This window comes from Pseudarthrobacter sulfonivorans, from assembly GCF_001484605.1.
Taxonomy (GTDB): Bacteria; Actinomycetota; Actinomycetes; order Actinomycetales; family Micrococcaceae; genus Arthrobacter; species Arthrobacter sulfonivorans_A.
Genome location: NZ_CP013747.1, coordinates 2,058,033 through 2,071,103, shown reverse-complemented (window position 1 = coordinate 2,071,103; position 13,071 = coordinate 2,058,033). Strand labels below are relative to the sequence as shown.

The following is a 13,071-nucleotide window of genomic DNA, read 5'->3' as shown; positions in this document are numbered from 1 at the left end:
GGCCCTCCGGCCTCACCTGACAGGAAGGTACATTCATGAGCAAAAACCCGTCGTCCAAAAGCCAGACATCGTTTGGGCCGCAGAACTGGAGCGGGCTGGACGCATCAGACGACGTGCAAGTGGTCAGTTCTGACGGCCACAGCTATGCCGCCGTCATCGATGCCAAAACTGCCGACTCCTCCGTGGTGTGGATTCGCCGCCGTGACATCGGAACCAGGCACATGCTCGAACACCATGACGGAATTCTCATCGTCCCCGGTCCCTGATCACGGCGGCTCCTGACCACGGCGGATCCCGCAGCCCAGTGCCGGCGCTAGACCCCGACGGCGGGGCGGCCCAGGGTGCGCCCCTCGCGCAGGACCAGGACGCGGCGGAAGTTGCGGTCCACCACTACGACGTCGGCCCGCAGCCCCGCGCGGAGGCTTCCGAATTCCTGCGACTGGCCGATGATGGCCGCCGGAACGGCGGTGGCTGACAGAACAGCGGCGGCCGGCTCCACCCCGGCGTTAATGGTCCGCCGCACAACATCCAGCAGGGTGGCCGTCCCGCCGGCGAGGGTGCCGTTGCTGAGCCGGGCCACCGCTCCAATGACGGAGACGGCTGCGGGGCCAAGCTCGTAGTCGCCGTCGGGCAGTCCGGTGGCGGCCATGGAGTCGGTCACCAGAACTACGTTTTCGGCCCCCACCAGCTCGAAGACCATCCGGACCGTTTCGGGGTCCAGGTGCGCGCCGTCGGCGATGAGTTCCACGGCAATCGTGCCGGCCCCGGCCAGCCGGAGGCATGCGGCAACAGGCCCTGGACTGCGGTGGTGCAGCGGCGGCATGCCGTTAAAGAGGTGTGTGATGGTGGGGCGCGATGCGGTCCCCAGGCCTGATGCCGCCAGCAGCTCCGCCGCCTCGGTGAGGGAGGCCGCCGTCGTCCGCGCGTCCGCGTCAGTGTGGCCCAGCGACGGCGTGACGCCGTGCTCGGCGAGCATCCGCACCACGGCGTCGGCGCCGGGAAGTTCGGGCGCGTACGTCATGGTCCGCAGGTGGCCGCCGGCCGCGGCCAGCAGTTCGCCCAGCAGGGGGAGGTTCGGTTCGCGCAGGTACCGCGGATCCTGGGCGCCGCATCGCGCGTGGGACAGGAACGGCCCCTCGGAGTGGATGCCCGCGATGAGCCCTTCATCGGCAAGTAGCCGCAGGGTTTCCAGGCCGCGCAGCAGGTCCTCGCGGGACGCGGTCACCGTGCTTGCCAGCAGCGTGGTGGTGCCGCTGCGGTGCAGGAAGTCCACGGCGGTCCTGGCAGCCTCGCTGTCGCCGCTCGGGAAGTCGCCGCCCACGGCCCCGTGGCAGTGCAGGTCCACGAGGCCGGGCAGAATCATGCTGCCCCGCGGCAGTTCGAGTTCCTCAAGGCCGGGCAGCGACGCCTCATCAAGACCGGCGCGGGGCCCCACATATACGATGCGGCCGTCCGCGACGGCCACCACTGCGTCGTCCTGGATCGAACCGTCGGTCAGGACCGTGCCGGCCAGCAGGTAGTTCCCGGGCTCAGCGCCGGTGGGCTGTGTTTGTTCCGGCTGTACTCGTTCCGGCGGCGGGTTCACTTCAGGGCCTCGGCGAACCAGCCGGTGATGGTGGCCGGGTGCGTGATCGCGGTACCGACGACGACGGCGAACGCGCCGGCGTCGAGGCACTGCCGGGCCTGGGCGGGGGAGTGGAGGCGGCCTTCGGCGATGAGCGGCACGCCGAAGCCGGCCGCGGCGATCTGCTTCAGCAGCTCCAGGTCGGGGCCGTGCGTCTTGGGGCGCTCGCCGGAGTAACCGGACAGCGTGGTGCCGATCAGGTCGACCCCGGCCTCGACCGCCGCGGCAGCGTCGTCGAACGAGCCGCAGTCCGCCATCACCAGCGCGTGGGAATCCTGGTGGATGCCCGCCACCGTCTGGGCCAGGGTCAGCCCGTCCGGACGCTCCCGGCGCGTGCCGTCGATCGCCACCACGTGGGCGCCCGCGTTGGCCACCGCCAAAGCGTGCCGGAGTGTGGGAGTGATGAAGACGCCGTCGTGACCGTCCTTCCAGAGCCCGATCACCGGAACCTCCACCGCTGCACGGGTGAACTGCACATCGGCCAGGCCCTGGACACGGACGGCGGAGGCGCCGCCGATCACTGCGGAAGCGGCGAACTGCGCCGTGGTGCGCGGGTCCCGCAGCGGCTCGCCCGGATACGCCTGGCAGGAGACGATGAGTTGCCCGCGCAGGGCTTCAAGGGCTTCGGGGGTCAGAATCACGGTCGGTTCCTCTGGAAGGTTGGCGGAGCGGGCTGAAGATCAGGGTGGGGCGTGGGGCGTGGGGCGTGGGACGACGGCGTCAGGACGGAGTGGTGGTGAGGACCAGTCGCGCGGCGCCCACCATTGCTGCTGCGTTGCCGAGTTTAGCGGGAAGGACGGGGAGGCCGAGCAGCGCGGGCAGGAGTTCGGCGCGCAGGGCGCGTTCCATGGGACGCCACCAGGGCGCGCCGGCGTCGGAGAGCCCGCCGGAAACCACCACCACTTCGGGGTCCAGGATGTTGGCGAGTCCGCCCACGGCCTGGCCGGCGGCAGAGGCGCCCATGCCCACCGCCTGGATGGCTATGGCATCGCTGTCGCCGGCGAGGGCAAAGACGCCGCGGGCGTCCAGCGCCGGTTCCTTGCCGCCGAGCCGCACGTACGCCTCGTGGATGGCGGGCCCGGAGGCGATGGCCTCAACATGCCCGGCGCCGCCGCAGACGCAGCGAATAGCCTGGCCCTCGTGGAATGCGTACGGCGAGGCGAAGTGGCCCACGTGTCCGCCCGCGTAGCGGTGTCCCAGGACCGGGTGCCCGGCCAGGACAAAACTGCCGCCGACGCCGGTGCCGAAAGCCACCAGGAGCGAACTTGCCGTCCCGGCAGCGGCACCTGTCCAGGCCTCGCCGAGGGCGTGCGTATGGACATCGTTCACCGCCCGCACAGCCGCCGGCGGCAGGCCAAGCCGGGCGGCCAACCCTGCGGTCAGCTCTGTCCCGGCCCACCCGAGGATGGCATCCGTAGCGGAAACCACCACCCCGCGTCCGGCATCGATAACGCCGGCCGAACCAACGCCAACCCCTGCAACGTCCAGGCCCGCTGCTTGAGCCCGGACAAAAAGGGAAGAAACCAGCGCCGCAGTAGCGTCCAAAATGGCGTCGCCACCATCCCGGTTCAGAGTCGGAATAGTCTCCGAAAACAAGACCTCCCCGTCCGCGGAAACAACCCCGGCTGCAGTCTTAGTACCCCCAAGGTCAACACCGATCGCGTACATCATTCTCTTCCTAACAGGGGATCTCGACAGGCTCGATCACCTGGGGTCTGGTTGATCACGGAAGCAGCGCTGGACATGGTTCTTTTGCGTAGGCTGCGTTGTTGCGTGAGGAACGAGCGCAGCAGCCGGCAAAAGGAGCATGCCCAGCGCCCCGGCCGCGAAGACTACATCAGGCCGTTGCGTTCCAGGATGGCGCGGATTGCCTTGGTCTCGTCTTCGTCCAAGGAGAGCATGGGCGCGCTCATGACGTTCGTCTTGATGATGCCCATGAGCTGCAGGGCGGTCTTGAAGGCGCCCAGGCCGGCGGCGTTTCCGGACATGCGGCCGGGCTTAGGGGTGTAGACGATTTCGAAGACGTCGGCCAAGCGGTCCTGCTCGGCTGCGGCCTGGGCCCAGTCGCCGGCCTGTGCGGCGTCGAACAGGCGGCGGTAGCCCGCCGGGTCAACGTTGCCGAGGCCCGGAACAACACCCTGGGCGCCGCCCAGGAGGGCGCCGTCCACAACCACTTCGTGGCCGGTGAAGATGTCGAAGTTGGGGATGTCCTTGGCGGCCAGCAGCAGCTGGCGGAACGAGACGTCGTCGCCGGAGGAGTCCTTCACCCCGGCAATGACGCCCTCGCGGCCCAGCTCGACCAGAAGGTCGGTGGGCAGCTTGAAGTGGGTGCGCACCGGCACGTCGTAGGCGAAGACGGGAACGTCGACGGCGGCGGCGATGGAGCGGAAATGCGTGCCGTTCTCCTGGGCGTTGGAGATGGCGTAGTACAGGCTGGTGGCCACGATCGAGTCGGCACCCAGCGCGATGACGCGCTTGGCTTCTTCGATGACGCGGTTGGTGGTCTGCTCCACAGCGCCCACGATCAGCGGCACCTGGCCGGCGTTCACGCCTGCCACGGTCTGCACGACGAGGTCGCGCTCGGTGTTGGTCATGTGGGTGACCTCGCCGGAGGATCCCAGCACAAACAGGCCGCTGACGCCGCCGTCGAGCAGGTGCTTGGTGACGTTTTCCAGCGACGGTACGTCGATGGCGCCATCGACGGTGCGGGGGGTTACGACGGGCGGAATGACGCCCTGGAAACGGGAAGCGACGGTGGTCACAGAGTTCTCCAAATATTGATGGTTAGACGAAAATTTGAGGTGGGAAAGCTAGATGTGGAGCAGGCTCGGGGCGGCGCCCAGGAGCTTTTTGGTGTAGTCGTTGGTGGGGCTGTCGAAGACCTGGGTGGCGGTGCCCTGCTCGACGATCTTGCCGAAGTACATAACGCAGATGCGGTCCGAGACGTAGCGGACGGTCTGGATGTCGTGCGAGATGAACACCATGCCGAGGTTCAGCTGGGTCTTCAGGTCCGAGAGCAGGTTCAGCACCTGGGCGCGGACGGAGACGTCAAGGGCCGACGTCGGCTCGTCCGCCACGATGATGTCCGGGTCCAGTGCCAGTGCGCGGGCGATTGCCACACGCTGGCGCTGGCCGCCGGAAACCTGCGACGGCGTGACCTCGGCCGCGGACTGCGGCAGGCCCACCAGGGCCAGCAGATCCTTGACCTTCGCGGCACGCGTTGCCGCAGTGCCGATGCCGTGGATCTGGAGGGGGTCCGTGAGGATGTCCTGGACGGTCATGCGCGGGTTCAGCGCCGTGGCGGGGTCCTGGAAGACCACGGACACGGAGCGGCCGAATTCCTTGCGCAGGGCGGCGTTCCGCTTGATGGCGGGCTTGCCGTGGAACAGCACCTCGCCCGACGTCGGCGTCTGCAGTCCCACGAGCACGGACGCGAGCGTGGACTTGCCGCAGCCGGACTCACCCACGATGCCCACGGTTTCGCCGCGGCTGATGCTGAAGTCGACGCCGTCGACCGCTTTGACGATGTTCGGGCGGAAGACCCCGCCGCCACGTGCGTGGTGGTAGACCTTGACGTCCTTGAGCTCGATGACCGGCTTGCCGGTTGATTCACTCACTTTGCATCCTCCTTCAGGTGGCTCGCCCAGTAGTGGTCAGCGTCCCCGCCGCCGGCGGCTCCTACTGACGTCAGGACCAGCTGCTGGTCGGGGTCGGCGTCGGACCGCAGTGAACGCGGGGCGAAGCGGTCGCCCGGGGCGAAGTCGCGCGGGGACGGGACGGTGCCGGGGATCTGGTGCAGGCGCACGGCGTCGGCCTCGATGGAGAGGACAGCGCCGAGCAGGCCGCGGGTGTACTCGTGCTTGGGGTTCTGCAGCAGCTCCGAAGCCTGCGCGGATTCCACCACCTGGCCGGCGTACATGACGGTGATGCGGTGGGCCAGGGAGGCCACCAGGGCAAGGTCGTGGCTGACGAAGACCATGGCGAAGCCCAGCTGTTCGCGCAGCTCGTTGAGCAGGTCCACTACCTGCTTCTGGACGGTGACGTCCAAGGCGGTGGTGGGCTCATCGGCAACCACGATCTTCGGTGAACGGGACAGGGCCATGGCGATCAGGACGCGCTGGCGCTGGCCGCCGGAGAGCTCGTGCGGGTAGCTGGCGAGCGTCCGGACAGGATCGAGCTTGACCAGTTCCAGCAGCTCGGTGGGGGTCTTGCGGCCTCCGCGCTTGGTCAGCTGCTCCATCTGGTCCTTGATCTTCATGGACGGGTTCAGGGAGCTCAGGGCGTCCTGGTAGACCATGGCGATCTGCTGGCCGCGCAGGCCTTCGTAGGCCTTGATGCTGCTGTGGCTGGTGGCCGGATCCAGCAGTTCCTTGCCGTCGAACTTGATGGACCCGGTGACCTGCGCGGTTTTGGGCAGCAGGCCCATGACCGCGAGGGACGTGATGGACTTGCCGCAGCCCGATTCGCCCACCAGGCCCATGGTTTCGCCTTCGCGGACCGTGAAGGAGACGTTGTCCACAATCGCGGTGTCGCCGAAGCGGCCCGGGAAGCGGATGGACAGGTTCCTGACCTCGAGGACGTTGCGGGCGCCGGCCGGTACCTGGGGGAGGCGGTCGGTGCGAGTGGCCTCGATGGCGGAGAGCAGTTCCAGTTCCTTGTCCAGCAGCAGGTGCGGGTTCGCCGCGGCCAGCTTCGGATCGGAGAGGATGGCTGCCTCGTTGTAGTGCTCCTCTGTGAGGACGTCGCCGTAGGCGGCGCGGACGCCGTCGAGCTCGTGCTCTTCCACCACTGACGGCTGGGCCACGGAGGTGCCGATCTGGGTGTCGACGCCGGCACCCACCGCTGCGCCGGCCACAGCAGCTGCCGAACCGTCGTCGTCCTTCACTACAGGTGCCTTGCGCAGTTTCGGGTTCACCATGGCGTCGGTGAGGCCCTCGGCGAGGATGTTCAGCGACAGCACGGTCAGCAGGATGGTCACACCGGCGAACGTGGTGGCCCACCAGCCGCCGGACAGGACCAGGTTGCGGCCGTAGGAGATCACGTTGCCCCACGACGGGGCGGGATCCTGGACGCCGGCGCCGAGGAAGGACAGCGAGGCTTCGAGGATGATGGCGTCGGCCACCATCACCGTGGCGAACACCAGCACGGGGGCGGCGGTGTTGCGGACGATGTGCTTGAGCAGGATGTAGAAACGGCCTGCGCCGATCACACGCTCGGCACGGACGTAGTCCTCGCCGTACTGGGAGAGCACGTTGGCGCGGACCACGCGGGCCAGCTGCGGGGTGTAGATGATGGCGATCGCGATGATGATGGTGGGAACCGAGTTCCCGAACGCGGCCAGCAGCACTGCGGCCAGGGCGATGCCCGGGAACGCCATCAGGATGTCCATGAGGCGCATGATCAGTTCGTTGACGGCCTTGCTGGACGTCGCGGCGAAGGAGCCCAGCAACGCGCCCACCAGGATGGCCAGGATCACGGCGCCGAGGCCGATCATGAGCGAAGACTGGGCGCCGAACAGCAGGCGGGAGAAGATGTCGCGGCCCAGCCGGTCGGTGCCGAAGAAGTGCTCGGCGCCCGGCGGGGTGGCGGGGACGAAGGTCTCCAGCGGATCGTGCGGCGCGATGACCGGCGCGAACACGGCGGAGAGGACGATCATGATGAGGAAGAGGAGGGCGATGCGGGAGCCCCAAGGCAGCGCCTTGAAACGGAGGCCCGGGGCACTCAGCCGTTCAGCAAGCTTGCTACGCATGAGCTATACCGTCCTGATTCGGGGGTTGATGAGCAGGTACAGGAGGTCCACCACGATGTTCACCAGAACGAAGGTGACGGAGATGGTGAGCACCACGCCCTGGACCAGGTTGACGTCCAGGTTGGTGATGCCGTTGAGGATCAGCTGGCCCATGCCGGGCAGGGCGAAGATCATTTCAATCACGACGGCGCCGCCGAGCAGGTAGCCCACGCGGAGTCCCAGCACGGTCACCGGGGTCACCAGGGCGTTGCGGAGGACGTTCTTGGAGACCACTTCGCGGTAGGGGACGCCGTTGCCGATGGCGGTGCGGACGTAGTCGCGGTCCAGCTCCTCCACCATCGAGGTGCGGACCACGCGGATCAGCGAGGCGGAGACCGGGATGCCGAGGGCCAGGGCCGGGAGGGCCATCGAGTTGAGCCAGCCGCCGAAGCCGGATTCCGGCGTCGCGATGCCCCCGGAGGGGAACAGGGGGCTGGCGCCGAGGGCGAACCACTGGATCAGGAGGATGCCGAGCCAGAACGACGGCGTGGCGATCGCGGCGATCGAGAAAACGCGGACCAGCTGGTCCTGCCATTTGTCCCGGTACAGGGCGCCGAGGATGCCGAAGGTCAGGGACAGGACGATCGCGATCAGCACGCCCAGGAAGGTCAGCTGCAGCGTCAGGGGGAACGCGGAGCCGATCATGGCGGCCACCGACTTGGCCGGCGGGGTGGTGACGCCGAGGTCGAGCTGCAGAAGCCTGCCGAGGAAGGCGAAGTACTGGATGACCAGCGGGTCGTTGAGGCCGTTTTCCTGGCGGTACTGCTGCTTCGCTTCTTCGCTGGCGCCGTCGCCGAGGGCGGAGCTTGCCTGGTCGCCGGGAGCGGCCTGCAGGACAAGGAAGACGAGCAGGGTGATGCCCAGGATCATCAATGGCAGTGCTGCGAGTCTGCGGCCTAGCAGACGCAATATCGTGACCAATTTGTTCTCCGGTTTGTTTGGTTGTGCCGCGGGGGCCGCGTCACGGGGTGGTGCTTCTCAACTTAGAGGGGCTGTGGCCAGCGGGCCACAGCCCCTGCTGCGTCGAGTTGGTGGTGCCGTCTCCCGGGAGGTCCCGGGGGGGGCGCTCCTTAAGAGGTGCGTCCGACGTCGATGAACGACATGCCGGTGGTGGGCAGCGGCTTGAAGCCGTTGAGCTTCTTGTCGTCCCAGGCGGAGGGCAGCTGGCGGTGGAAGATCGGGTACAGGGGAACTTCGTCGGAGACGAGGTCCACAATTTCGCCGGTGATCTTCTTGGCATCTGCTGCGGCAGCCTGGGAGCCCTTGTTCATCAGTTCCTGCAGCTTGGCGCGCTCCGGAGCGGTCCAGTAGGCGCGCTTTTCCATCCAGGTGGCGCCCGAGTAGAACCAGCTCAGGAGCAGGTCCGCGTCGTTGCCGAAGACTGACGGGTCGCCGGGGGCTGCGACCACTGAGTAGTCGCCGGTGCCGACGCGGTCTGTGTACAGCGCGCCGGACTGGATGCTCTTCACGGAGACCTTCACTCCCGGGATCTTGTTCCAGGATTCGAGGATCAGCGGGGCAACGTCCTTGACCCAGGCGGTGTCCGTGGTAAGCAGTTCGAATTCGAGGCTCGTGACGCCGGCCTGCTTCAGGAGGTCTTCAGCCTTCGCGGCGTCGTAGCCGTAGACGTTCTTGGCCTTGACGTAGTCCGGGTGGCCTTCCTGGAAGTAGGAGCTGGCAGCCTTCGCGTTGCCGAACAGGGCCTTCTTGATGATGGCTTCCTTGTCCAGGCCGTAGTGCAGGGCCTGGCGGACCAGCTTGTTGTTGAACGGCGCCTTGTTGCAGTTGAACATCAGGAACATCAGGCCGAAGGACTGGACTGATTCAACCTTGACCTTGGACTTGAGGCCGTCGATGTCTAGGTAGGGGACGTCCTCGATGGCCTGGACACGGCCGGACTGCACGGCGGTGACGCGGGCGGCCGCGTCGGAGAGCAGGAGCCAGGTCATGCCCTTGGCCAGCGCCGGCTTGGGGCCGTTGTAGTCCGCGAACGCTTCGAAGACGATCTTGTCGTCCTTGGCGGCGGAGACGAGCTTGTAGGGGCCGGTGCCGACGGGCTTGGCGTCGAAGGCCTTGAGGTCCGTGGCCAAGGCCTTGGGGACAACCTTGACCACGGAGATGCGGGGGCCGAAGCCGGGGAAGGCGTACTTGAGGGTGAACTCGACCGTCTTGGCGTCAACGGGCTTGACTTCCTTGATGAACGGGATGAACTGCGAGAACAGGGACTTGTTCGCCGGATCCATCACGCGGGTGAAGGAGAAGGCCACGTCTTCGGTGGTGACCGGGGTGCCGTCGTGGAACTTGGCGCCGTCGCGGATGGTCACCTGGTAGGCGGTGTCGTTGACCTTCTTGGGGTCCGATGCCGCCAGCGCGTTGTAGGGCTCGCGGGTGGCCGGGTGCAGCTCGATGAGGCCTTCAAAGATGTGCAGGTTGACGGCCATCGGCGTGGCGCCTGAGGAGCTCAGCGGGTCGAAGCCGGTGGAGAGGGCGTAGGAGATGCCCGCTTCGATGGTGAGGTCCTTGTTGACTGCCGCGGCGCTCGCCGAGCTGCCGGTGGTGGTAGCTGCCGGGCTGCCGCACGCGGCCACTGAGGCGGTGAAGGCTGCAGCGGCGCCCATGGCACCGGTCAGCTTGAGGAAGTTCCGGCGGCTGGCGTCATTGACCAGCGGCAGGTTCTTGGTGATGTTGTTCATGAGGGCCTCGCCATTCCAGAAGGTTTATCGGATGTAGGACGTCCGAGCTCGTATGTCGACTGTAAGCGTCATCACAGGTTCACGTCAAGCGCCAGTTTCCTCCGACGCTCTCTCACTTCCTGCGGGTTTTCCCCGGACGCTCTCTCAGATCCTGCGGGTTTTTCGCAAACGGTCTCTCACTTCGGCTCGCTTATGTCGCCAGAGACCGTGTCAAACGTGAAAGCACGACGGCGGCGCTCGGCAGTGCCGCCGCGCTCGCCGACCACTTCAAAGACCACGTCCGCGCGGCCCTGTGCCACATCCGCCTCTGTGACGGTGTACCCGGGCGTGAAATAGAGCGCCTCTTGCCCGGGGCCAAGATCCGCCGCGGGGAAGGCATTCGAGCCGGGACCGGACAGCCGGACGGCGGTCACCGGCGAGGGTCCGTCGTTGCGTGCCCTGCCGGTGAAGGCCAGGATGTCCCCGACCTTGTAGCCGGGAATGATGGGGCCGTAATTCAGGTCCTGTGCCTCCCGCGTGCCGATGACCTGCGCAGCTTCGGCCGAGTAGCCCTGGCCGATTTCTTTCCAGGTGTGCACACCCCAGTCCTCACCGGCGGACTGCATGACGTGGAACTCGCCGGCGTTCTGCCAGACCTTCGGGCGGCCGGGCGTGATGGAACGCAGGTCCATGTCGAACACCAGCCCGGCGCCGCCGTCCGGAACCCTCGCATCGGCGTCGGATTGGGGCGAAGCGCTAGGGTCGGCGGCGGCAGCGGGGCGGGCGGTGAGCTGCGCCGTGAGTTGTTCCGCGGGCACCGAGGCGAACACGATTTCCCGGTAGCCCTGGCGCTCGTAGAGGACGCCGATGTTGCCGTCGGGGAGCCGGGCGGCTGTTGAATAGGCCGAGCTGCCCGGGCACAGGACCAGCTTCGCGGGCCAGCTGAGGCCGTCATCGGTGGACAGGCTGATCACCGTGTTCCGCCGCAATGCCGTGTCCAGGTTGTTGGTGGCCAGAAGCCATGAGCCGGTGGCGTCGTCGGCGGGGGAAGCCAGGGACGGCAGGCCGTCGAAGCGGACCAGCGAGCCGTTGTCACCCGGGTCCGGGAGGTCCTCGACCGGACGCAGCGCGCTCCAGGTGGCCCCGCCGTCGTCGGATATTGCGGCAAGGCGGCGCGGTGTGCCGCGGCTGTGCATCAGGAGCCGGCCGTCCTGGAGGGAGGCAACCTTGTTTTCGTTGGGGGCGTGGCCGTGCGTCCGGGCGCCGATGGGCTCCCCGAGCGTCCAGGTGTCGCCGTGGTCGTCGCTGTAAGCGGAGGCGGCCATGATCTCGCCGCCGGCTAGGACCACAAACTGCTGGACCAGGCGGCTGCGGTAAGGGCCGGTGTGGATCTGGATGCCCTGCCCCGCCGCCGCGAAGATCCCGGTGATGGCCGGCTCGCCCGTACTGAGCCCACGCGTGTGAACCGGCTGGCGGATCTTGAGCTGGGCGGTGATCCTGCGGTGCTGCCAGGTCAGGCCGTCGTCGTCCGAGTAGCTGAGGTCGCAGTGCTGGACGTCGTTATCGGGCTCCAGCCCGGCTGCCGCTTCGAAGAATCCGGCACGCGTACCGGCAGCGTGGAACATAAAGATCCGGCCGGTTTCGACGTCCACCAGGAGGCTCGGATCGCCGTAGCCGTTGAGGCCGCCGCCCGTCCTCACTACCTGCTGTTCGCCCCAGGTCCGGCCGTTGTCCGTGCTGCGGCGGAGCAGGAGGTCGATCGGGTTGGGAAGGTCATCGAGGTTGGGGCGGCCGTCGTAGGCGGCCAGCAGGGTGCCCTGCCGCGAGACCGCGAGGGCGGGGATCCTGTATTGCCGGTAGCCGCCGGTGCCGCGGACCGCCAGGACGTGTTCGGCGTCGGGCAGGGCAGCCCTCATTGACTGGAGGACATAGGATGTCATATCTCCATGGTAGGCGACGCGTAACACGCCTGTGTAGGCGGGCGCATCTCTGGCAGAGTATGACCATGCTCACAGTTATAGGCGAGGGCCTTGTTGACGTTGTCCAGCGCGCCTCCGGAATCGAAGCCCACGTGGGCGGCAGTCCCCTTAATGTCGCGGTGGGCCTGGCTCGCCTCGACCATCCCGTGCAGTTCGTCGGCCGCTACGGCCGCGACGCCTACGGGGATTCGGTGGCGGCGCACCTGCGCTCCAGCTCCGTTATGCTGCCGCTGGGCCCCGACGAGCTGCCAACCAGTGTGGCCACCGCCGTAATTGACGACGACGGTGCCGCCACCTACACGTTCGACCTCGCCTGGGAGCTTCCCGGCCTGTCGGACCGCCTCGCCTTTATGCTGCAGGGAACCACCCTGCTGCACACCGGCTCCATCGCCACGATGCTGGCGCCGGGCGCCGCGGCGGTGCTCGCCGCCGTCGAGCACGCCCACCCCGCCGCCACGATCAGCTTCGATCCCAACTGCCGGCCCAGCATCATCACCGACGTGGATTATGCACGGCGGCAGGCGGAGAAATTTGTCACCCTTTCGGACGTGGTCAAGGCCTCGGACGAGGACCTGGAGTGGCTGTACCCGGGTGTGGACGTGCTGGAATCAGCACGCCGCTGGCTGTCGTTGGGCGGTTCCGAGGGGCCTGCCCTGGTGGTGGTCACCCGCGGCGCGGCCGGTCCGTGGGGAATTACGGCCGCCGGTGAAGCCGCGATTGACGCGCCTCGCGTGGAAGTGGCCGACACCGTGGGCGCCGGTGATTCCTTTATGGCCGCGCTGCTTTCGGGGATCGTTGATCGGGGCCTGGACGGCGCGCAGAACCGGAAGGACCTGCGCGAGCTTCCGGCCGAGGGCCTGGCTGAGCTCCTGGCCCACGCTGCCCGCGCGGCGGCCGTCACGGTTTCCCGCCCGGGCGCCAACCCGCCCACGCGCGCCGAACTGAACGCGGTTCCGGCGGAGTAACGCGCGCCGCGTGGCCCTGGCCCCGACGTCCCGGGCCCGGGGC

11 protein-coding genes are annotated in these 13,071 nt (G+C 67.7%); 2 read left to right on the top strand and 9 right to left on the bottom strand.

All coding sequences use genetic code 11. The features are described from left to right. Positions 1-35 precede the first annotated feature (35 nt). The gene (locus AU252_RS09220) at positions 36-266 is read left to right on the top strand and encodes a hypothetical protein (protein WP_058930452.1); all 231 of its coding nucleotides are present in this window, start codon (positions 36-38) and stop codon (positions 264-266) included. 47 nt (positions 267-313) lie between these two features. On the opposite strand, the gene nagA is transcribed toward AU252_RS09220, so the two are convergent. The 9 genes from nagA to AU252_RS09175 form a co-directional block, all read right to left on the bottom strand. Beyond that, the gene (gene nagA, locus AU252_RS09215) at positions 314-1,585 is read right to left on the bottom strand and encodes an N-acetylglucosamine-6-phosphate deacetylase (RefSeq protein WP_058930451.1); all 1,272 of its coding nucleotides are present in this window, start codon (positions 1,583-1,585) and stop codon (positions 314-316) included. Continuing rightward, on the bottom strand, positions 1,582-2,265 hold the full coding sequence (locus AU252_RS09210; RefSeq protein WP_058930450.1) for an N-acetylmannosamine-6-phosphate 2-epimerase: 684 nt from the start codon (positions 2,263-2,265) through the stop codon (positions 1,582-1,584). The genes nagA and AU252_RS09210 overlap by 4 nt, the downstream gene beginning before the upstream one ends. Positions 2,266-2,344: 79 nt before the next feature. After that, a complete protein-coding gene (locus AU252_RS09205) occupies positions 2,345-3,295 on the bottom strand; it encodes an ROK family protein (protein ID WP_058930449.1) in 951 nt (316 codons plus the stop codon). 161 nt (positions 3,296-3,456) lie between these two features. Further along, entirely contained in the window at positions 3,457-4,386 is a 930-nt protein-coding gene (locus AU252_RS09200) for a dihydrodipicolinate synthase family protein (RefSeq protein ID WP_058930448.1), read from the bottom strand. Between the two features lie 48 nt (positions 4,387-4,434). Then, positions 4,435-5,241: an ATP-binding cassette domain-containing protein gene (locus tag AU252_RS09195; RefSeq protein WP_058930447.1), complete on the bottom strand. Its 807-nt coding sequence runs from the start codon at positions 5,239-5,241 to the stop codon at positions 4,435-4,437. Further along, positions 5,238-7,373, bottom strand: coding sequence for a dipeptide/oligopeptide/nickel ABC transporter permease/ATP-binding protein (locus AU252_RS09190; protein ID WP_058930446.1), 2,136 nt, complete (start codon positions 7,371-7,373; stop codon positions 5,238-5,240). Before AU252_RS09190 ends, AU252_RS09195 begins: the two co-directional genes overlap by 4 nt. A gap of 3 nt (positions 7,374-7,376) precedes the next feature. Continuing rightward, positions 7,377-8,333, bottom strand: coding sequence for an ABC transporter permease (locus AU252_RS09185; RefSeq protein ID WP_099093382.1), 957 nt, complete (start codon positions 8,331-8,333; stop codon positions 7,377-7,379). Between the two features lie 149 nt (positions 8,334-8,482). Next, entirely contained in the window at positions 8,483-10,105 is a 1,623-nt protein-coding gene (locus AU252_RS09180; protein WP_058930444.1) for an ABC transporter substrate-binding protein, read from the bottom strand. 176 nt (positions 10,106-10,281) lie between these two features. After that, complete coding sequence (locus AU252_RS09175) at positions 10,282-12,024, bottom strand: sialidase family protein (RefSeq protein ID WP_058930443.1); 1,743 nt, start codon at positions 12,022-12,024, stop codon at positions 10,282-10,284. A 65-nt stretch (positions 12,025-12,089) separates the two neighbouring features. Between AU252_RS09175 and AU252_RS09170 the strand changes: the two genes are divergently transcribed. Further along, positions 12,090-13,028 carry a PfkB family carbohydrate kinase gene (locus AU252_RS09170; protein ID WP_058932854.1) on the top strand — a complete coding sequence of 313 codons (939 nt, stop codon included), beginning with the start codon at positions 12,090-12,092 and terminating at the stop codon, positions 13,026-13,028. Positions 13,029-13,071 lie beyond the last annotated feature (43 nt).

Coding starts and splice junctions, on each gene's coding strand:
- AU252_RS09220 (WP_058930452.1), top strand. CDS start 36: ATGAGCAAAAACCCGTCGTCCAAAAGCCAGACATCGTTTGGGCCGCAG.
- AU252_RS09205 (WP_058930449.1), bottom strand. CDS start 3,295: ATGATGTACGCGATCGGTGTTGACCTTGGGGGTACTAAGACTGCAGCC.
- AU252_RS09190 (WP_058930446.1), bottom strand. CDS start 7,373: ATGCGTAGCAAGCTTGCTGAACGGCTGAGTGCCCCGGGCCTCCGTTTC.
- AU252_RS09180 (WP_058930444.1), bottom strand. CDS start 10,105: ATGAACAACATCACCAAGAACCTGCCGCTGGTCAATGACGCCAGCCGC.
- AU252_RS09175 (WP_058930443.1), bottom strand. CDS start 12,024: ATGACATCCTATGTCCTCCAGTCAATGAGGGCTGCCCTGCCCGACGCC.
- AU252_RS09170 (WP_058932854.1), top strand. CDS start 12,090: ATGCTCACAGTTATAGGCGAGGGCCTTGTTGACGTTGTCCAGCGCGCC.